A 21175-nucleotide genomic window follows, 5' to 3' on the forward strand; every position below is an offset into this window, starting at 1 on the left:
CTCCTTATTCGATCGTAGCCGTGTTATATAGCTTCCAATTGGCTGTTGCTCGTCCACTATAGTCACCTACAGGCAACAGTTTTGAGCTATTTAACAACACACCCGCATTTTCACTCATATTCAGCGTATAAAGATAACCTGTCGGTGTCACACTCGCAGAATCAAACACTTTGATTGGTGAATTACCCAAATTTTGAACAGCACTCGTAGGACTTGTTTTCCAGACGAAAGAAAAAGGTGCGTTCGTTCCACTCGTGATCGAAAGACCAACCGACCAATTTCTTGTTGTCCGTGGATCTCTCGAATCCCATACCTTTAATTCTAAGCTATTGCCCGCATCACGATCCAAGATCCCTTTACTTTGACGAACCTTTCGATTCGTCCATTTGAATGTACTTGGTGCCTGCTCAAGTCTTAATTCTCCAGTGTAGGTGACCGTCAGATTTAATGACGCTGCCGGTTCTTCGGGTTTCGTCAATTTCCCAGAAGAGTACACTTCGATGACAAATTTATTTTCACCATAATCAAAATATTTTGTAGGGATCGCTAATTGTGTATTTGCATTAAAACTTGTTGCCCCTGTTGTCGTGACATCAGAAAATGGGACATCGGTCAGATAAGTCGTTCCCTTTCTCACTTTGAAACTCAATCGATCTCCAACATCTAAATCTTTCCAATAGAATGTCTTTTTGTATCCAGGATCGCGATTCGCAGAGATATCTAGCGTCTCACTAAAATTGGGCACCGTATTGACACTTTCCCATGACAGAGTAGTAAATTGATCCGTTTTTCGAACCCAATAATACACGGTATCGCCATAGTAGGTGACGTTTGTTGTATCATTTGGCGTCGTTCCCACTGGATTTGCCAAGACTGAACTTCCGTAACTAGTTAGTGCATCGACTGACAATGTTCTTGTTGGTGCTGAATAACTCAGTGTCGCTGAATCTCCTGGATTGAGATTGATTGCGTTATTGGCTATCGTCGTGACCACTGTGATCACGCCAGTCGTCGCGTTATTTGTCACGACTGTTGATAAATTTGCTGGGGCAACCGTTGACGTCACCCCTGCGGCAGTCGTTTTCGTGATCGTCGGTGTGACTGTCGCATTTGTTGCCAAATTGATTGCTTTCGCATCAAGCACCGTCGTCCACCTCGTAGTATTCAAGGCTGCTTCACCTGTATTTACCTTGATCGTTGATTGGATCTTAGCAGGCTGCTCACTCATCAAATATTTACTTTTACTTGTATCTATACTTGGAACAGTCACCGATGTATTGGCGTTGTCCAATACATTACTCGTCACTGTCGCGCCTATCGGTATCGGTGGCTGAGTAAAAGCAAAACGAACTTGTCCTGATACGCTACCGTTGGCCGCTGTAAATCCCCAGTAGGCTCGATTGTTGTTGGTCGCTAATTGCAATTCCGAGTTCAAATCCCCCCAAGGTATCGTTGTGTCAGTAGTTTTTGCCCCATTGACAGGATTCCTAAATGAATAGGTAAAGTTCCGTGTGGCGCTATTAAAGCTATAATTGAACTCGTACCATGTTCCATCTTGGACATTGGTACTGACAGCTCCATTAAGTGGGATCAAGCTGTTGTGTTTGATCCGTCCGGGATTAGCGAGGGTCAAAGTGAACCAATCATTTGCTCCTAAATCACCATTCACTGCATTGATTGGTTGATACGTTCGGCTTAGGTTACCCGGAAAAGTATACGCCATATGTGGCGTACTTCCAGCAGGAATCTGAGCGTCATAGCGTGCTCTACCAGTTACTGCTTCATTGGCAAATAGATCAAATTCAACCGCAAATGAATTACGAATAGCTGTCGTTTCTGGTGTTCTCTGAGCCAATAACTCATAGTAGCCGCCAGTCGCTCCGTAGACTCCCAAGTTTTGACCGTCGACACCTACCGCCCGTGAGTTCGTAATGGCAGTTGTTTTTCTTGCATCGTTATGCATGACAAACGCCACGCCATCTGCTTGTTGTGTGCCGAAATTGACATAGACACGTTGTGAAAATGATTTCGTGAAATCTAAGCGATATGCGTCATTTGACCAAATCGACGTCCAGTTATTACTACCTGAAAGAGAAATTTGTGAAAATGGTTTTCCTCCATTGTCATTTGTATTCGTGACATTTGACACCACAGCCCCACCATTTGGTGCGGCAAATGCGCCACTGATAGGGATAGCTCCCGGCGGTACATATTGAGATCCTGTCCCTGTTGCAAAAGCTTGGGCTGCTCGTGCCATGGGTGGTTGGTAGTCAGAAGAGGACGTGTCCTGTTCTTCCGCTACTTTTGATTCACCGGATGATTGCTGTGTCTCATCCTTCTCTGGACTCTCTCCAGACTCTCTATTTTCTTCCACAGTACTGCTACTGCTATTCATTTTGTCGGTCAGTTCACTTTCTGAAACAGTTGATTGAGCATTCGCTTGTTGCGGAGTCATCTGAACTAACTGTCCTTCTGGTGGCGTAAGCTCCCTCACCACCCCATCATTCCTCTGATAGTGAATAAACAGTCGAATGGGTTGCGTTGGTTTGGTAAAGGATAAGGACGTGACTTGCTCTTCTGTTAGCCACTGGTTCTCAGACACTGAGTCTTCATTTAAGAAAAGAGGGACTTTCGCTTCCTTCGAGTCCAGTATAGTCATCATGAATTGCAAAGACTCTGGTAAGCTTTTATCTATGTGGAATTTGACATCTTTATCTGTTTCTTCAAGATAAAAGGCAAGGTGCTCATTTTGGGCAAATGGCTTTGTTTGTTGGCTTTGATCTTCATCGGCATAAGAAATAGAGCAAGCGCCTCCAACTAAAAAAGCGATAAAAATAAACGATAACATACAAAAAAACCACGAGTTCGTTTTTTTGTTATTTAGCATCTCCATAGGTTTTCCCCCTTTATCTATCTTCCGTTTGAATGAAGAAGACTTGTGAAACAGTCATGTCTATACTTGGACTGTTTGTAAACAGCATTTGAATGACAATTATTTCTACTTAAATACAAAAGAAGCTGAAAATCTTCAAACGCCATTATGTATAGATAAAGGAAAAGCCTAACTTCAAAGTAAAACTATGTAAACTTTTTGACGATCGCTTTCATTAAACAAAGAATAACACACTTTATTTTTTAAATGAATTTTTATGCTTATAACGTTATGTAATTAGGTAGCGCTTACTTAATAAGATAAAAACCTATAAAAAATTTTATTTATGCTAATAATTATAGTTTTTTCATCATCTATGATGAAGCCAACTTGACACAATTTTTCATGGATGTATAGGAAAAATGCATTGTAATAAAGAAACGAGCGCACAATGATCTATTTCTCTCAACTTGTTTATTTATGCAACTTTGAATCTATGCTTATTGGCGTGTCTCGATCCTCTGATTCTTTTGTAACCAAAAAAAAGATAACACTAGAAACCAAAAGATCAGTTTGACTAATGTTATCTTTATATCATTTAACTATTCTCACCGAGTCAACTCTGACCATTTCCAGTTTTCCACTACTGGCAGATCATGACCTTCTTTCCGAATATACTCTCGATGTTCTTTCAACTGTTGGGTCATTTCTTCAGAAAAAGTCGAAGCTTCTTCACCATAGACAGTCACCGCTGCATGTTGCGCTAAGTGGAAGCGATCCAGTTCACTAAAGACGCGCATATCAAACGGCGTGGTGATATCACCATTTTCTCGATAGCCATGGACCATCAATTGGTGATTGTGTCGTAAGAAGAAAATATCCCGGATCATGCCTTCATAGCCATGGAAAGCAAACAGAATTGGTTTGTCTTTCGTAAAGAACGTGTCAAACACTTCATCACTTAGCCCTCTCGGATCAACAGATGGGTGTCTTAACTTCAAGATATCAACCACATTGATAAAGCGGATTTTTAGTTGTGGAAATGCTTGATTCAATAGTGAGACTGCGGCAAGTGCTTCAAGGTTTGGTTCTGTGCCTGCTGCTGCGATCACTAGATCTGGCTCTTCATTCGCAGAAACCGTACTAGCCCAATCGATGATTTTCAACCCCTCATTAGCTAGTTCTTCTGCTTCTGTTGCAGAATAAAATTGCGGACGTGGATGTTTACTTGAAATAATCAAGTTGATGACTTGCTCTTCTTGCAGTGCACGATCCATCACAGCCATCAGACTATTCGCATCTGCAGGCAAGTACTCGCGAATAAACTCTGCTTTTTTCTCTGCTAAATGGGTCAACACCCCAGGGTCTTGGTGGGTATAACCATTATGATCTTGTTGAAAAACAGTGGATGTTGCAATCAAGTTCAATGAAGGATAGTTTTTCCGCCAAGGCTGATCACTGGCTTTACGCATCCACTTGAAGTGTTGCGTCAACATCGAGTCAACGACACGTAAAAAGGATTCGTAACTAGCAAAGAATCCGTGGCGACCTGTCAAAACATAGCCTTCTAAAAATCCTTCTGCTTGATGTTCCGACAATTGACCATCAATAACTCTTCCCACAGAAGACTGCCACTCATCTGAAGCATCTTTAGGTTCCAACCATTGTCGATCAGTCACTTCAAATACTTTATTCAAGCGATTGGATTTTGTTTCATCCGGACCAAAGATCCGAAAATTGGTTGGATTCTTCGTGATTACATCTCTCGCTTGTTCCCCAAAGACCATCATATCTTGTGCAACGACAGCTCCTGGTGTTGTAGTATCTACGGCATAGTTTTTCCAATCAGGCATGATTAACGGTTGAGGATCGATTCCGCCATTTGTGATTGGGTTTGTCGACATCCGGCGATTGCCTTTCGGAGAGAGATCTTTGATTTCTTGGTTGATTCTTCCTTGTTCATCAAATAACTCTTCCGGGCGATAAGACTGTAACCAATCAATCAAATGATCGACGTGTTCCATATGCTCAGAATCGACTGGAATCGGTACCTGATGCGCACGAAATGTTCCTTCAATTTGTTCATTTTCCCACGTCTTTGGTCCTGTCCAACCTTTTGGCGTCCGAAAAATAATGACGGGCCACCTTGGCATCGTGGCTGATTCCGCAGGTGCTTGTCTTGCTTCTTTTTGGATTTCTTTGATTTCCTCGATCACTGTATCTAGCGTTGATGCTAGGATGTGATGAACAACTTCGGGATCTGTCCCTTCAACAAAATAAGGTTTCCAGCCCATTCCTTCGAAATACTTTCGAAGATCCTCATCACTCTTGCGGGCAAGGATGGTCGGATTTGAAATTTTCCCGCCATTCAAATTCAAAATCGGTAACACCGCACCGTCATTGACCGGATTGATAAAGACATTTGAAAACCAACCGCCAGCTAATGGTCCTGTTTCTGCTTCGCCATCGCCTATGACTGTCGCCGCTATCACATCGGGATGATCAAGGATTGCACCTGTCGCATGAGCAAGGGAATAACCAAGTTCTCCACCTTCATGGATCGATCCTGGTGTTTCTGGCGCGGCATGAGACGCAATCCCGCCAGGATAAGAAAATACCCGACATAGATGAGCCAATCCGGCTTCATCTTCTGTAAATTCTGGGTAGATTTCACTGTAACTACCATCAATATAAGAATTAGATACCATCACTTGTCCACCATGACCGGGACCCTCTATGTAAAACATATCCAAATCGTATTTATTGATGACACGATTTAAATGTGCATACACAAAATTTTGCCCAGCAATTGTTCCCCAATGCCCAATAGGATGTGTCTTTACATCTTCCTTAGTTAATGGACGGCGTAATAATGGATTATCTTTTAAATACATTTGAGCAATAGAAATATAATTTGCAGCCCGCCACCAAGCATCTAATTGTTCAAATTCTATTTGTTTGTCTACGTTTGTCATATCGAACACCCCTTCAATCATTGCTAGTCCTACGAAAGAACAAAAAATGAGTCTGGCCTTTACCAGAGTGTCCAGACTCATCTTCGTCGCTTCTTTCGACTGCTCGCCTATGCTATCGACCTCGATCAGTTGATAACATTACGGTATTTATTTAACTTTAACTTGAATCTCTAATAAATGACATCATAACGCTCTACTTCTTTGAAAAGAGGCATCAGACGTAAGTTTTTCTAAAGTCTCTTACTTAGTCGTTTCATTTATTTGATGACGATATCTTCTAAATCAACTAAACGTGCCCATGTTTGGATCTGCTCGGTAGTAAGATGTAATGACACAACAGTATGGTGTCCGCCACCTGTGCGGATCCAAGCACCTACTCCCTCATGGAAGTTTGGTTTGACTTTCCAAAGTACGCGTGCCACTGGTAAATGTGGTGCTTCTTCAGTTGGTTCGAAGGCTTCCACTTCATTGATCAACAATTTGTAATGCGTCCCAAAATCTGCCATGGAAACCACGACACCATCGCCTGCTTTACCATCAAACACCAAACGAGCCGGATCTTCTCGATCACCCATCGATAATGGCGAAACAACGATTTTTGGTCGATTGACAGCCAATGTTGGATCTACTTCCATCATGTGAGACTGTAAAATTGCTTCTTTTCCTGGCGTCAATTCATACGTGTAATCTTCCATGAAACCTGTGTCTTTGTTTTGTGCCATGATTTTTAACATCCGATCCAAAGCAGCTGTTTTCCAATCCCCCTCACCGGCAAATCCGTAGCCTTCTGCCATTAACCGTTGGACTGCTAAGCCAGGTAATTGTTGCATACCGTAAAGATCTTCAAAGTTTGTTGTGAAAGCATTATAATTGCCCGCTTCCAAGAAACGTCTGATCCCGATTTCTTGTTTTGCTTGTACTTTGACATGTGCCTCCCAAGTGTCATGGTCATAATCGGCATAATCAAAATCATAAAGTTGTTTATATTCTTCAAATAATGACGCTACCTCTTCATCAGTGACTTCATCGATCACTTTGACTAAATCGCCGATCCCATAATAGTCGACCACCCAGCCAAACTGGATCTGTGCTTCTACTTTGTCTCCTTCGGTCACTGCCACATTACGCATATTATCGCCAAAACGAGCAACCTTGATCGAGAAGCTTTCATTATAAGCCACAGCCACATGCATCCAGTCTGAGATTTGACGTTGCACATCTTCGGATTGCCAATGACCAACCACGATTTCATTTTTCTTATTGAGTCGTGCATTGATAAAACCATATTCCCGATCCCCATGAGCTGCTTGGTTCAAGTTCATAAAGTCCATGTCGATCGTTTCCCATGGGATGCTCTCGTTAAATTGAGTAGCTAAATGCAACAAAGGCTTTTGTAATAATTGTGTGCCACGAATCCACATTTTTGCTGGCGAGAAAGTATGCATCCAAGTGATCACACCTGCTACTTGCTCCTGGTAATTCGCTTCTTTCATGATCGAGGTGATCGTATCAGCAGTTACTGCTAGTTCTTTTAGTACGATCGGATAAGGCAACGTTTGGTGATCATTTAGTGCCGTAACGATTGTCTCTGCATTCTTTTTGACCTGTGCTAACGCTTCCTCCCCATATAGATGTTGTGAACCTACGACAAACCAAAATTCTTTTTTACTGATTGCTAACATGATTGTAACTCCTCTATTTTTTTATTTTTTTTGGCCATAATACGCATCTTTACCATGCTTGCGTAAATAATGTTTATCCAATATTCGTTGGGGCAATGGTTCGGAAAAACTATTCAATTGGCGAGTAAATAAGTTCATTTTCGCCACTTCATCCAGTACAACGGCATTCATCACCGCTTGGGAAGCATCTTTCCCCCAAGTAAATGGTCCATGGCCATGTAACAACACTCCTGGAATTGCCATGATATCAATATTTCTATTTTGGAATGTCTCAATGATCACATTGCCGGTCTCGTGTTCATAACCAGCATCGATTTCTTCTTGTGATAAAAATCTTGCACAAGGAACGCTACCATAAAAAGTATCTGCATGAGTCGTACCCATGGCGGGTAAATCGAGACCCGCTTGCGCCCAAATCGTTGCCCACGTCGAATGAGTGTGACAAATCCCACCAATTTCAGGGAAATGTTTGTAGAGAACCGCATGTGTCGGTGTATCGGAAGATGGATTTAGTTCACCTTCGATGACTTGATTATTCAAATCAACAACGACCATATCTTCTGCTTTCATTTCCTCATAGCTCACACCACTAGGCTTGATGACAAAATATCCTGTTTCTCGATCAAACGCACTGACATTCCCCCATGTGTATTTGATCAAGCCTTGTTTTGGTAAAGCTAAATTCGCTTGATAAACCGCTTCTTTCAAACCTTCTAACATTCTCTCACTCCTTCTTCCATTGATACGATCGCGGATGCTTCGATAGGCAACCCTTTTTCATACATCTCAATAAACCGTTCGTAACCACCTAAGTCTTCCTCCGTTGGTTCGATCGTCAGACCTTCACTGGTTGAAAATACATCTTTTGCTAAAAATTCTTCCAAAGTCATTGCTTCTGCCGCTTGGAGATAAGCAGCTAATAAGGCGATCCCCCAAGCGCCTCCTTCTCCGGCTGTTTCCATGACTGTGACAGGTGCTTCCATTGCTGAAGCTAGAATCGTTTGAGCAACTTTCGGCGTTTTAAAGATCCCACCATGTGCCACTAAACGATCGATCGTGACTTGTTCAGATTTAAGAATCTCCATCCCTAGACGCATCGCCCCAAAAGCACTTGACAGGTGCATCCGCATAAAATTCGCTAAATCAAACTTACTATCCGGCTGTCTCACGAACAGTGGTCTGCCTTGTTCCATTTTTGTGATGTTTTCGCCTGAGTGGTACCCATAGCTGAGTAATCCTCCACAGTCCCCATCTCCTTGTAGCGCTTTCAAAAATAAGGTTTCATAAATCTGCTGTGTATCGATCGTCACGCCAAGACTCTCACTGAACTCTTTGAAAATCTTGACCCATGCGTTGATTTCCGATGAGCAATTGTTTGTATGAACCATCGCTACAGGGCTTCCGTCAGGCGTTGTTACTTGATCGATCTCTGGATGGATGTTTACTAACTCTTTGTCTAGTACGATCATTGCAAACGCCGATGTCCCTGCTGAAACATTCCCTGTACGTAACCCCACACTATTCGTTGCGACCATGCCTGTGCCAGCATCCCCTTCTGGTGGACAAACAGGAATCCCTGCAGATAAGTTACCGGATAGATCTAAGAGCTTGGCTCCCTTTTCAGTCAGCGTCCCTGCAACCTCACCAGCCAAACGAATTTCTGGAAGAAGCGTTTCTAACGGTTGCGAAAAGCCTTCCGCTTGTGCCAATTGATCAAAAATAGCAATCTTTTGTGCATCATATCCCTTCGTTTGACGATCGATGGGAAACATTCCTGAAGCATCTCCAACTCCTAATACTTTTTGTCCGGTCAATTGCCAATGGATGTACCCAGCTAATGTTGTAAAGTAACTAAGATCTTTTAAATGTGTTTCTTTATTTAAAATCGCTTGATATAGATGGGCAATGCTCCAACGCTGTGGGATCGTATAATGAAAGGCTTTGCTCAGTTTTGCTTCTGCCTCTGCGGTAATGGCATTGCGCCACGTGCGAAAAGGAACAAGCAATTCATCGTCTTGATCGAATGCCAGATAGCCGTGCATCATTGCGCTAAAGCCGATCGCTCCTATCGTAGTCAGTGTCGTCTCATACTCCGCAGAAACTACATCGACTAACTGCTGATAACTCGATTGTAACCCCTTCCAAATCTCATCAAGTGAATAGGTCCAAATACCGTTTTCTAACTGGTTTTCCCAATCGTAACTTCCAGCTGCAATCGGCTCATAGTGTTGATCGATCAGCACTGCTTTGATTCTCGTTGAACCTAGCTCAATACCTAGTGCTGTTTGCCCTGTGCGAATCGCTTCTATTCGTTTCAGCCTAGTTTCTTTCGCTTCGATGTCAAACGCCTCCTTAGTTTCTCTTTATGATAGTTACAGTATAAAACTTTTTGTACGTACATGTCAACGATATTATAGTTATTTGTTCGTACATAAACCTTTTTCTTTTTCCTGATAAATTCACATTTGCCATATAAAAAAGGCAAAGAGAGTAAATTCCCCCTCTTTACCTTTTTAAGAGCAAATAATCTTGCTAGACATTGACTAATGTTCATTAAATAAATTTTTATCGTATCTGGTACACTTATCGTTTCCCCTCAGCTACTCGCCCTTCTTTGCTGCACTTACTGAATCTCTGATCACCAAACTAGGTTCATAGACGATGTTTTCTCCTTGATCACCCGTTTGGATCGTGTGAATGATCCATTCTGCCGCATCTTTTCCCATCCGCTCTTTTGGATGAGTTAAAGTGGTCAGTTTCACTGCGCCCATCTGACTCAACGAGGAATCATCATTTCCGATGATCGACAATTGCTGCGGTACTTGATAACCCTTTGCGATCACCTCATCAAGCAACTGGCTAGCAACTTGATCGTTGTAGCAGATGATGCCGGTGCTTGCCGATTCCTTTAGCTGTAAGAGGACTTTTTCACCTAGTTTCCCACGAGAATCAGTCGTGTAGGTAATGATATCTTCCGGCGAAAATTGGATACCGTAGGCTTCGCACGCTTGAATAAATCCTTTCATCCGATATTTTCCTTGTAAATCATCGATTTTCGTGATGAACAGTAATCGCTGATGTCCTTGCTGGATCAAATACTCTGTCCCTTTAAAGCCAACTTTTACATCATCAACACAAATCGAGGCGACCGCTAATTCTTCATAGACAGCATTGATCATGACCATCGGGATTCCTTGTTCTCTCAATCGGACATAGAGCGCAAGGTTCGGATTGTATTCATTACTTTTTGTTGGCTCTACGATCAAGCCATCTACACCAAACTGCAGCATTTTTTCTAAACAGTTTTTTTCTTGTTGATGATCATTATTCGTACTAGCTAATAAGAGTGAATATCCTTGTTCACTCAACGCTTTTTCAATTCCTCGGATGATCGAGGGAAATATATAATCCGATAAATACGTCGTGATCACGCCAATCGTCTTTTGATTTTTTCTACTTTCTGATGTTTTCTTATACGCGTCATCGACATATGTTCCAGAACCTTTTTCTTTACGTAGATACCCTTCATTGACTAACAATCCAATCGCTTGTCTTACCGTATGACGGCTGACTTGATAGTCTTTTTGTAATTGGAGTTCAGGTGGTATCGGTTCATTTAGTTTAAAAATTTGGTCAATGATCTTATCCTTTATCTCGTCTGCGATCATTTGATATTTTGTTTTATCCATGGTTACTTTGCCAATCCTTTCCAAAACAAGTTGTCCGAACAATTATTTGATATCATTGTAGCACAACTTGTTTTGGAAAGGATTATTAACACAAAAAAATATCTGTGAGATTCTTTTTATTAGCGCTTTGTAAGGAACAACTGCTCTTTTTCAACTTTTACTTCAAGTGATTTCAAAAGAATTGTAAGATATCTGCTAAGACAGATTCACCATCAAATGTTTCGTAATCTTCTTTACGAATCAATTTGTAAGGAACAGCTTTTACCGTCAGAAAATCTTTTAACCGTTCCACTTCATACTCTGATTGTGGACCGATCATCAGTCCGTCAATATGTTGGTTTTGGATCGCTTGCTCTGCCACGATTGCTGGTGCAGAATATACATGTAGAGGCACCCCTTTTTCATTTGCTGCATTTTGGATATTTTTTACTAGCAGACCAGAAGTGATCCCAGCGGTGCAAATCAATAATATCCGTTTTTCCTCTGTCGATTCCATCCGTTCACCACCTCAAGAAATTTTGCGTTTTTTATTGTAAATATCCAATACGACAGCTAGCAATAAAATCAATCCCTTGATTGCCTGTTGCCAGTCTACTCCGACTCCCATGATCGACATCCCATTGTTCAGCACACCCATGACTAAGCCACCGACGATTGCTCCAGTGATCGTTCCAATCCCTCCAGAAGTCGAAGCTCCTCCAAAGTACACAGAAGCCATCGCATCTAATTCAAGCGAAGTCCCTGCCTGAGGGGTAGCAGCATTTAAACGAGCGGCTAAGATCAATCCTGCTAAAGCAGCCATGACGCCCATATTCACAAATACCCAAAAGGTGATTTTCTTCGTCTTGATCCCAGATAATTGAGCGGCCTTCAAATTGCCACCTGTGGCATAAATTTGTCGTCCAGCGACTGTCCGATTGGTCAAAAATCCATATATCCCAACAATCACACCTAAAATGATCAATATTACTGGAAATCCTTGGTATGAAGCAAAGATATAACTTAATCCTAAGACAAGAACGATCGTCAATGCTGCTTTGATCAAGAATGCGTTCATTGATGGTACTTCAAATAAATTTTCTTTTCTTCGCGCTCTCGCACGCCATTGAGCAAATACTAAACTAACAGCTAACACGACACCTAAAATCAACGTCAATAAGTGCATTCCAGGAACACCAAAGATATCTGGTAAATAACCCGTCGAGATTTTTTGGAAACCTCCAGGGAAAGGCGCTAAAGATTGCCCTCCTAATACAACTTGTGTCAAGCCACGAAACATCAGCAGACCAGCAAGTGTTACGATAAACGCCGGGATTCCTACATAAGCGACCCAAAATCCTTGCCAAGCACCGATCACCCCACCAACTAATAAACATAAAGGGACTGCGAGCCAAGGACTGATGTTGTTATTGACCATCAACATACCCGCCATCGCCCCTACAAATGCCATGACTGAACCTACCGATAAATCCACGTAGCCTAAAAGTACGACCAACAACATTCCTGCAGCCAAAATCAAAATATGGCTGTTTTGCAACACGATATTCGTTATATTCAGCGGTCTTAAAAAGATCCCGCCGGTCATTAGTTGAAAAGCGATCAACAAAGCGACCAAAATAATGACCATACTATATTTACTAAAGATATCCAATATCTTTTCTTTTACATTCCAAGCTTTTTTTTCCTGACTTTTTTTTGTGACATTTTCCATCAGCCCACTGCCTCCTCTTCTTTTGTCATCAGGTTCATCAATAACTCCTGATTTGCCTCTTCTCTAGGCACTTCTCCCGTCATTTTCCCTTCATTCATGGTATAGATCCGATCACACATACCGATGATCTCAGGTAGTTCAGAAGAAATGATACAGACACATTTTCCTAAGGCAGCCATTTCTTCAATAATCGTGTAGATTTCATACTTTGCCCCGACATCGATACCACGAGTCGGTTCGTCCAGAAATAAAATTTCCGGTTCTGTCATCAACCACTTAGCTAAAACGACTTTTTGTTGATTCCCTCCACTTAAACTACCAACGTTTTGGAACACATTGGTGGCTTTGGTCCTCATTTTTTTCCGAAAGTTCTCTGCTTCGATCACTTCTTTTTCTTGATCTAAAATGCCACTTCGACTAATTTTTTTGAGACTAGCAATCGTCGTATTTTCTCTGATGTCCATTAAAAGATTCAAGCCAACAGACTTACGATCTTCGGACACATACGCCAACCCATGATCAATTGCTTGAGAAACATCTTTGATCACTAATTCTTTTCCGTCTTTAAAAATCTTACCGCTGATATTGCTTCCATATGATCGACCAAAAATACTCATGGCAAATTCAGTTCGTCCTGCCCCCATCAATCCGGCGATACCAACAATTTCTCCTCGTCGAATCGAAAAATCGATATGATCATTGATGATTCGGTCGGTGGTCAATGGATGATGGACCGTCCAATCCTTGACTTCAAAATAAACCTCACCGATATCAGGATGACGATCAGGATAACGATTCGTTAAATCACGACCAACCATCCCCTTAATGATCCGTTCTTCACTGATTGCTGTATTTTCTAACGTTTCAATTGTTTGGCCATCTCGTAAGATTGTGATCCTGTCCGCCACCGCAACGATTTCATTCAATTTATGCGAAATGATGATCGAAGTGATCCCTTGATTGCGAAACTCCTTGATCAATGCTAAAAGATTGGCACTTTCTTCTTCATTCAGTGCTGCTGTTGGTTCATCTAATATGAGTAATCGAACATTTTTAGAAAAAGCCTTCGCAATTTCTACCAACTGTTGATGCCCGACACCGATTTGTGAGACTAAGGTGTTCGGATCGATTTTCAAGCCCACTGTTTTTAGTAGATTTTCTGTTTTTCGTTCCGTCAAGTTCCAGTCGATCACGCCATGTTTTGTTTGTTCGTTCCCTAAAAAAATGTTTTCTTTGATCGATAGATAAGGACTCAAGGCTAATTCTTGGTGGATGATCACGATCCCTTTCGCTTCACTATCTCTAAGATTTTTGAATTGGCATACCTCACCGTCATACATGATTTCGCCTGAATAACTGCCATAAGGATACAAACCGCTCAACACATTCATCAACGTGGATTTTCCTGCACCATTCTCGCCACAAAGGGCGTGGATCTCTCCACGTTTGATGCGGAGATTGACATTGTTCAACGCACGAACACCAGAGAATTCTTTGATGATTTCTTTCATTTCTAAAATATAATCTGCCATTTTTTCACTTCCTAATCGAGGGTGTGATAGAAGTACTCAACTCCGAAAAATAAGCGCGAAACCTGAAAATTGTTCTTCAAATTTTGAGATCTCACGCTTATTTTTGAAGGAGCTACTACTGAAACACTATTTATTGAGGTTATGCCAGAAGCGTTTTGACCTAAGCAATAAGAGAGAAAATTGAAAAATAGTTGGTTATATTTCTCCGATTTTTTGCTTAATGTTGAAGGTCAGCTTCTAAACACCGTTTATTCGGTTCTAAGGGTACAAGAGGACAAATGTTCCAAAGCCCTCTTATTGGCCTAAATCACTTTCGCTGTAATACTCAGTATCGATCAGCTCTTGTTTGTAATTTTCTTTATCTACAGAAACTGGGTTAGCTAGATAAGTCGGGATGACTTTCACACCATTATCGTAGGTTTCCTCATCATTGACCGGCACTTCTTTATCATTGTTGATTGCTTCGATCATCTCTACCGTATTATCAGCTAGCACCCGTGTATCTTTAAAGATCGTTTGTGTTTGCTCTCCTGCAATGATGGATTTCACTCCAGCAATCGTTGCATCCTGTCCTGTGATAACTGGAAGTGGTTTGTCGGATGAGCCATAGCCCACTCCTTTTAAGGAGGAAATGATCCCTAAACTGATTGGATCGTAAGGAGAAAGAACTGCATCTAATTGTTCATCTGTATAGTTAGCACTTAATAAGTTATCCATACGTGCTTGTGCAGTTGAGCCATCCCAACGAAGCGTCGCGATTTGATTGAATTTCGTTTGACCTGATGAGACGTTCAATTGTTTGCTGTCGATATATGGTTGAAGAATCGACATCACACCATTGTAATTGATCAATGCGTTGTTATCGTCAGGTGAACCGCCAAATAATTCGATCGTAAATGGGCCAGCGCCATCTTTTAAACCTAATTTATCTTCGATATAAGAAGCTTGTAAAACACCTACACCAAAATTATCAAATGTTGCATAATAATCGACATATTCAGAGTTCATCAATAAACGATCATACGCAATGACTTTGATATCCGCCTGATGTGCTTTTTCTAAGACATCTGTCAATGCTGAACCGTCAATCGAAGCAATGACCAACGTATCTACTCCTTTTGTGATCATATTTTCGATTTGTGCCACTTGGTTTTCTACTTTGTCTTCTCCATATTGCAAATCCGTTTTGTATCCTTTTTCTTCTAGTTGCTTGACCATATTGTCGCCATCTGCGATCCAACGCTCTGCAGATTTTGTTGGCATCGAAATACCTACGAACCCTTTTTCATCTCCGGCTGCACTGCCATTGCTACAACCGGCGAATACTGTCACTGATATTAATAAAAAAACAATTGCTACCAACCAATTTTTCCCAACTCGTTTCATGTGTGTCCCTCCAAATACTTATTTGATGAATTCATCATAATCGAAATATAAAACGCTTTCATTGATTATTTTTCTGTGTTTCTATAAATTTCCTCGTGAATTTATGTAAACTTTTGATTTTTCTTCATTTTCTTTTGACGATTCTTGATTTTCTTACGAAATTGACAAACATGCTAATATGAAAATTGAAAACGCTATATGATATAGATAAAAGGGGAGATTCATTATGAAGAACAAAAGTTTTTTTATCCTGGTAGCTTTTTGCCTGTTGTTGACTGGGTGTGCTTTCAACTCTACTGAGCCTACAAAAAAAGAGTTGACCATTGGTTTTTCTCAAGCTGGCACCGAAAGTAATTGGCGCAAAGTTCAAAATCAATCCATCAAAGAAGCGCTGGAAAAACAAAATTTCCAAGTCCTTCACCGAAATAGTTACTCTGATCCAAAACAACAGATACAAGATGTGATGACATTTATTGCCTATCAAGTCGATATGATCGTGTTATCTCCTATCGAAGAAACAGGCTGGGATTCTGTTTTGGAAGAAGCCAAAGAAGCGAATATCCCAGTCATCATCGTTGATCGTAACATCACAACGGAAAAACAAGATCTCTATTTGACCCATATTGGTTCAAGTTTCAAAGCACAAGGTAGTCGAGCAGGCCTTTATGTCACCAATCATTACCAGCAAAAAACGCAAGAATCGATCCAAGTATTTGAGATACGTGGTTCAGAAAACACATCTCCCACTCGCTTGCGATCAGACGGCTTTTTAGAAACCATCGGTCGCGACCCAAGAATCCATGTCAGGCAAGTGATCACCGGAGACTATATTCGCTTAAAAGCCAAAGAACAATTTTCAAAAGCCATTGATGAGGGAAAACTTGAGGGAATCGATGTCATTTATTCTCACAATGATGAAATGACACTAGGTGCCTTAGATGCGATCAAGGAAAAAAAACTTGAAAAGAATTTTGTGATTGTCAGCATTGATGCACAAAAAGAGATGATCGATCAATTAAAAAAAGGAAAGGTCAACTGTGTGGTGGAATGCAATCCTTTTATGGGTGAACTAGTTGCCAATACAGTCAAACGCTACTTCGAAAAGAAAGCGATTCCACAAGACATCTACGTTTCTGATACGGTGTTCTCAGACCAAAATGATTTTTCAACGATCCCACCGCGGGGGTATTAGGAGGAAAAATGAAAAAGAACGAAAGCATTAAAGTACTACTTCGACATACAAGCTGGCTCATGTTATCTTTAGCAATCACGCCTTTGATCATTAGCATTGCACTTTATACACATTATCTTTTTTCCTATGAAAAAAGTATCCATAATATCTCGATTGCTAATCAAATCGCCAGTAACGTAGAAGAAACAATCATCGAAGAAGCTCTTGGATTAACTTATGGACAGATCACACCCGAAGAATTTCAACAGAGCAACCAGATCAATCGCATCAAAGAAGAAATCAGTGCCATCAAAGTCAGTACTCAAAACTCACAAGAATTAGCAACACTCAATATCGTTTTGCGCTCCCTTGATAATGTTTCTGACTATTTAGACAAAATCATTGCAAATATCCATCAAAAAGAAACATTCGCAGAAAATCAAGCATTGATGTTACATGTCGAATCTGCGGTCAAACTTGCCCATGACATCTTACAAGATTTTGTCAAAATCGAAATCGATACGGCTTCCATAAAAAGTGAAGAAGTTCGCAGTTCCTTGGTGATTCTCTCCACCATCGAGGCTGTTATCATCGTGCTGATTTTCCTATTGACAAGAAAGTTCAACACGAAAATGATGTACCAAATTCAACAGCCTATGGATGAAATGATCAAGATGGCTGATGCTTTAGCAGAAGGACATTTAAATCATCGGATCAAAACTCCACAAAATAATGAGTTAAAAAAATTAAGTAATAGCATGAATGATATGGCTGATAACTTAGTGATTTTGTTAGAGGAAAATGCGTTGAAGCAATATAATCTTGCGCAAAGTGAAGTCAGGACACTACAAGCTCAGATCATTCCCCATTTTATTTATAATAGTTTAGATGCCATTTTGGTGTTGGCAGAAATGGGCGAAATTGAAAAAGTCAAAGAAATGACATATGCCTTATCTGACTTTTTCCGCATTTCATTAAGCCAAGGAAAAGACTGGATACCAGTCGAACAGGAAATTCGACATTGCGACAATTACCTGAAGATTTTGCAAATCCGCTATGGAGACCAATTATCTTATCAATTAACCATTGATCCAAAAGTCAATAATCATCCAATATTGAAAATGATTCTTCAACCATTGATTGAAAATGCAGTCTATCATGGAACTAAATTGGTTCGTCGGCCAGGGAAAATCAACGTAAAAGCGTATATAGACCAAGAAGAATTTATCCATTTTTGGATCATTGATAACGGAAAAGGGATTACTGAAACCAAGTTAGAGGAGATCAACCAAGAACTCGCAGATGGTTTAGATACTAATTTCCATAAAGGATATGGACTCTTTAATGTCAACAAACGCTTACTTTTGTACTATGGAACCGATGCAAGTATCTCGATTTCTAGCAGAATCGATCACGGAACAGTCGTCCATGTCGTTGTCCCTACAAAAAATATAGATAGGAATGAAGCAAATGTATAAAATTTTTATCGCAGAAGATGAACATTTGATTCGCGAATCATTGAAGAGGATGATCACTGAATTTTCAACCTTTCTACCCCTGGGTTCTATTAAAGATGCCAGCGATGGCGAACTTGCTTTATCAATGATTGCAGAACAAAAACCAGATATCTTGGTGACAGATATTCGTATGCCTTTTATGAATGGGATTGAACTAGCAAATGAAGTAAAAAAACTCTTGCCCGATATCCAAATCATTTTTATTAGCGGATATGATGAATTTACTTATGCAAAAGCTGCGATCCAACTTCAAGTAGCTGAATATTTGTTAAAACCGATCAAACCTAATGAACTACAAAAGAGTCTAGAACAAATCATCCAAAAATTAGATGCTGTTTCCTTATTGAAACAGTCTAAAGAAACAAATGGCTATTCCTTAGAAGTACAAAAAAACTTCTACTTGAATGCTTTATTTAATAATCAGTTACTACTTTCAGAAGCAATTGAAGAAGGTCGAAAACTGGAACGTGAAATCGCCGGAAATAAATATATGGTTCTTTTGATCGCTAATCATACAAATAAATTTTTTTCAGATTATGATGTTTTTCATGAAAAGATGGCCGAGCTATTCGATAACGATAAACAAATACTTTTTTCTTCCCTTTCTTCACGATTTATCAAACTATTGATTTTTGATCCAAATGAAGATCTATTACAAAAAAAAGCAAACCAAGTCGCATTGCTTTCTCATAAAACATTAGGTCATACGACAGATGATTTAGTTATCGCAATCGGTTATCCTGTCAAACGAATCAGCGAAATTCCACATAGTTATCAGACTGCTGTTCATTTGCTCAGTTACTTGAAGATCGATCCTAAAATAAAAATTCTTTCTTATTTAGATTATGAAAAAAAGCTTGGTAATTACGGACAATCTTTTGATCTAAAAGAATCCATTCGTTTACTAAGAAAAAGCGAAATTTCTTCGTTTGTTGAGAAGTTGGTTAAACAGACCAATCAACATGCCGATCCACTTCTCGTTAGGCATCTGATCATCAATGAGTTGAATGAATTAGTAACGATACGTCAAAAACAAACCAATCAAGTCGTTTCTTTTACCACTACAGAGGAAATCCCGAACATTCTGTCAGACACGCCTCTCTTCATCCAATACCTTGAACAAATGATTTACTTTTTAAAAGAAATGGTACTTGAGAATCACATGAATCAATATAAAGAAGTACTCGAACAATCCGTCACGTATATTGAGAACCACTATTTTGAACCAGAGCTTTCTCTTAAAGAAGTGGCTGATCATGTCCATTTGAGTAGCTCACATTTCAGTACGATTTTTTCTCAAGGGATAGGACAAACATTTATTGACTATCTTACTGAACAACGATTGAGCATGGCTAGGCGACTTTTGCGGGAAACCAATTCAAAACTATCTGTCATAGCCTCAGAAGTGGGATACAATGATCCAAATTATTTTAGTTCTATTTTTAAGCGAAAAGAAAAAATCTCACCTAAAGAGTATCGAAAAAAGAAACAAAATAGTGCACATTCTTTACAAGAAAATAATTATCTAGTCAACGAATAAGCAACAAACCCGCGAAATATTTTTTTCAGTTTAGTCTGAAAAAGTTGTTACTTTCTTACCTGGACTACTTGCTATAATTATAGAAATAGTGAAAAAAGAAAGGAATACGCGTGTGAAAGCAGAAATAAAAAAATTACCTGTGATTATTGTTGGAATCATTAGTATTACTGTGGGACTAAATATGTTTTTGCTTCCACATCAAATTGCTTCAGCAGGCGTAGGATCAATTGGTTTTCTTCTAGAAATGGTCTTGCTGATCGATCGGACATTGATTGTTTGGGCAATCAATCTAGCGATGCTTTGCTTAGCTTTTATCTTTCTGGAAAGAGCTGTTTTTTTTAAAACCCTGATAGGTAGTTTGATATTTCCGATTATTTTAGCACACACACCGACTTTGACAATCACCCAACATTTCCCAATCGCCTTAGTCGCTGGCAGTTTTCTATTTAGTCTTGGAATATTCATTCTTTACCAAATCGGTGCCTCAAACGGCGGAGTTACGGTTCCTCCATTGATTTTCAAAAAATATTTTGGGATCGAACATGCTTTAGGTGTTTTACTGACAAATACCGTGATCATAGTTCTAAACCTTGTGATTCTGGGGGTAAGACAAGCGGTTATCTCTGCCATCTCTATTTATCTCATTTCATTTTTCATGAAAAAACTATTACAATTTCAAACTCAATTTTTAGCTATTAAGCCGATTGATTTAGTGAATGAGAGTTCGCCTATTCTAGATGAACAAACTAATAAAAACCTAGCAGAATAAACATTGTGACTAATAGCTATAAGAAAATAACCCATGAAATCCAAAATAGGAAACTATTTCCGGAAGTTCATGGGTTATTTTATATGATTATTTTTATCTATTATTTAATCGGAATGCGTAAATCAAATTGACTACTTCAAAATAAAGCGAGTAGGACATTAGTCCTCTCGCATATTCTAAAACCGAATAAACGGCGGGAACAGAAGTAACTTCTTTGGAAATAAGGCACCATCTACGAAAATTGTTTTAGTGGATGGTGCCTTATCTTTCGAGGCTAAACACTTCTGTCCTGATCGCTTACTTATCGAGGTAAAAGTATTCTATTTTTACC

At 40.0% G+C, this 21175-nt stretch carries 14 protein-coding genes; 4 read left to right on the forward strand and 10 right to left on the reverse strand.

The genetic code is table 11. The features are described from left to right. Positions 1-4: 4 nt before the first annotated feature. The 10 genes from IGJ19_RS09145 to chvE form a co-directional block, all read right to left on the reverse strand. A complete protein-coding gene (locus IGJ19_RS09145) occupies positions 5-2893 on the reverse strand; it encodes a lectin-like domain-containing protein (protein ID WP_430603770.1) in 2889 nt (962 codons plus the stop codon). Positions 2894-3480: 587 nt separating this feature from the next. Next, positions 3481-5847 (reverse strand): phosphoketolase family protein, encoded by a 2367-nt coding sequence (locus tag IGJ19_RS09150; protein ID WP_161641951.1) that lies wholly within the window; start codon positions 5845-5847, stop codon positions 3481-3483. 257 nt (positions 5848-6104) lie between these two features. Beyond that, positions 6105-7529 carry an L-arabinose isomerase gene (gene araA, locus IGJ19_RS09155; RefSeq protein ID WP_066025225.1) on the reverse strand — a complete coding sequence of 475 codons (1425 nt, stop codon included), beginning with the start codon at positions 7527-7529 and terminating at the stop codon, positions 6105-6107. Positions 7530-7550: 21 nt separating this feature from the next. Then, complete coding sequence (locus tag IGJ19_RS09160; RefSeq protein ID WP_071866859.1) at positions 7551-8249, reverse strand: L-ribulose-5-phosphate 4-epimerase; 699 nt, start codon at positions 8247-8249, stop codon at positions 7551-7553. Beyond that, positions 8243-9868, reverse strand: a complete 1626-nt coding sequence (locus IGJ19_RS09165) for a xylulokinase (RefSeq protein ID WP_420026304.1) — start codon at positions 9866-9868, stop codon at positions 8243-8245. Before IGJ19_RS09165 ends, IGJ19_RS09160 begins: the two co-directional genes overlap by 7 nt. A 261-nt stretch (positions 9869-10129) precedes the next feature. Further along, the gene (locus tag IGJ19_RS09170; RefSeq protein ID WP_074799500.1) at positions 10130-11218 is read right to left on the reverse strand and encodes a GntR family transcriptional regulator; all 1089 of its coding nucleotides are present in this window, start codon (positions 11216-11218) and stop codon (positions 10130-10132) included. 172 nt (positions 11219-11390) lie between these two features. Continuing rightward, positions 11391-11714 carry a PTS sugar transporter subunit IIB gene (locus tag IGJ19_RS09175; RefSeq protein ID WP_071866862.1) on the reverse strand — a complete coding sequence of 108 codons (324 nt, stop codon included), beginning with the start codon at positions 11712-11714 and terminating at the stop codon, positions 11391-11393. A gap of 12 nt (positions 11715-11726) precedes the next feature. Continuing rightward, positions 11727-12929, reverse strand: coding sequence for a multiple monosaccharide ABC transporter permease (gene mmsB, locus IGJ19_RS09180; protein WP_023519955.1), 1203 nt, complete (start codon positions 12927-12929; stop codon positions 11727-11729). Further along, complete coding sequence (mmsA, locus tag IGJ19_RS09185; RefSeq protein ID WP_071866863.1) at positions 12929-14461, reverse strand: multiple monosaccharide ABC transporter ATP-binding protein; 1533 nt, start codon at positions 14459-14461, stop codon at positions 12929-12931. The genes mmsB and mmsA overlap by 1 nt, the downstream gene beginning before the upstream one ends. A 294-nt stretch (positions 14462-14755) precedes the next feature. Next, on the reverse strand, positions 14756-15847 hold the full coding sequence (gene chvE, locus IGJ19_RS09190) for a multiple monosaccharide ABC transporter substrate-binding protein (protein WP_161641947.1): 1092 nt from the start codon (positions 15845-15847) through the stop codon (positions 14756-14758). Positions 15848-16073: 226 nt separating this feature from the next. Here chvE and IGJ19_RS09195 point away from each other — a divergent pair, with 226 nt between their 5' ends. The 4 genes from IGJ19_RS09195 to IGJ19_RS09210 all read left to right on the forward strand — a co-directional run bounded on the left by IGJ19_RS09195 (position 16074) and on the right by IGJ19_RS09210 (position 20844). Continuing rightward, complete coding sequence (locus IGJ19_RS09195) at positions 16074-17039, forward strand: ABC transporter substrate-binding protein (RefSeq protein WP_115357946.1); 966 nt, start codon at positions 16074-16076, stop codon at positions 17037-17039. A gap of 8 nt (positions 17040-17047) precedes the next feature. After that, the gene (locus IGJ19_RS09200) at positions 17048-18496 is read left to right on the forward strand and encodes a sensor histidine kinase (RefSeq protein WP_071866866.1); all 1449 of its coding nucleotides are present in this window, start codon (positions 17048-17050) and stop codon (positions 18494-18496) included. Then, positions 18489-20075, forward strand: coding sequence for a response regulator (locus tag IGJ19_RS09205; RefSeq protein ID WP_071866867.1), 1587 nt, complete (start codon positions 18489-18491; stop codon positions 20073-20075). Before IGJ19_RS09200 ends, IGJ19_RS09205 begins: the two co-directional genes overlap by 8 nt. 112 nt (positions 20076-20187) lie before the next feature. Then, positions 20188-20844 (forward strand): YitT family protein, encoded by a 657-nt coding sequence (locus IGJ19_RS09210; RefSeq protein WP_071866868.1) that lies wholly within the window; start codon positions 20188-20190, stop codon positions 20842-20844. Positions 20845-21175: the final 331 nt, after the last annotated feature.

It is taken from the genome of Enterococcus sp. DIV1368b, assembly GCF_050529595.1.
GTDB lineage: Bacteria > Bacillota > Bacilli > Lactobacillales > Enterococcaceae > Enterococcus_B > Enterococcus_B mundtii.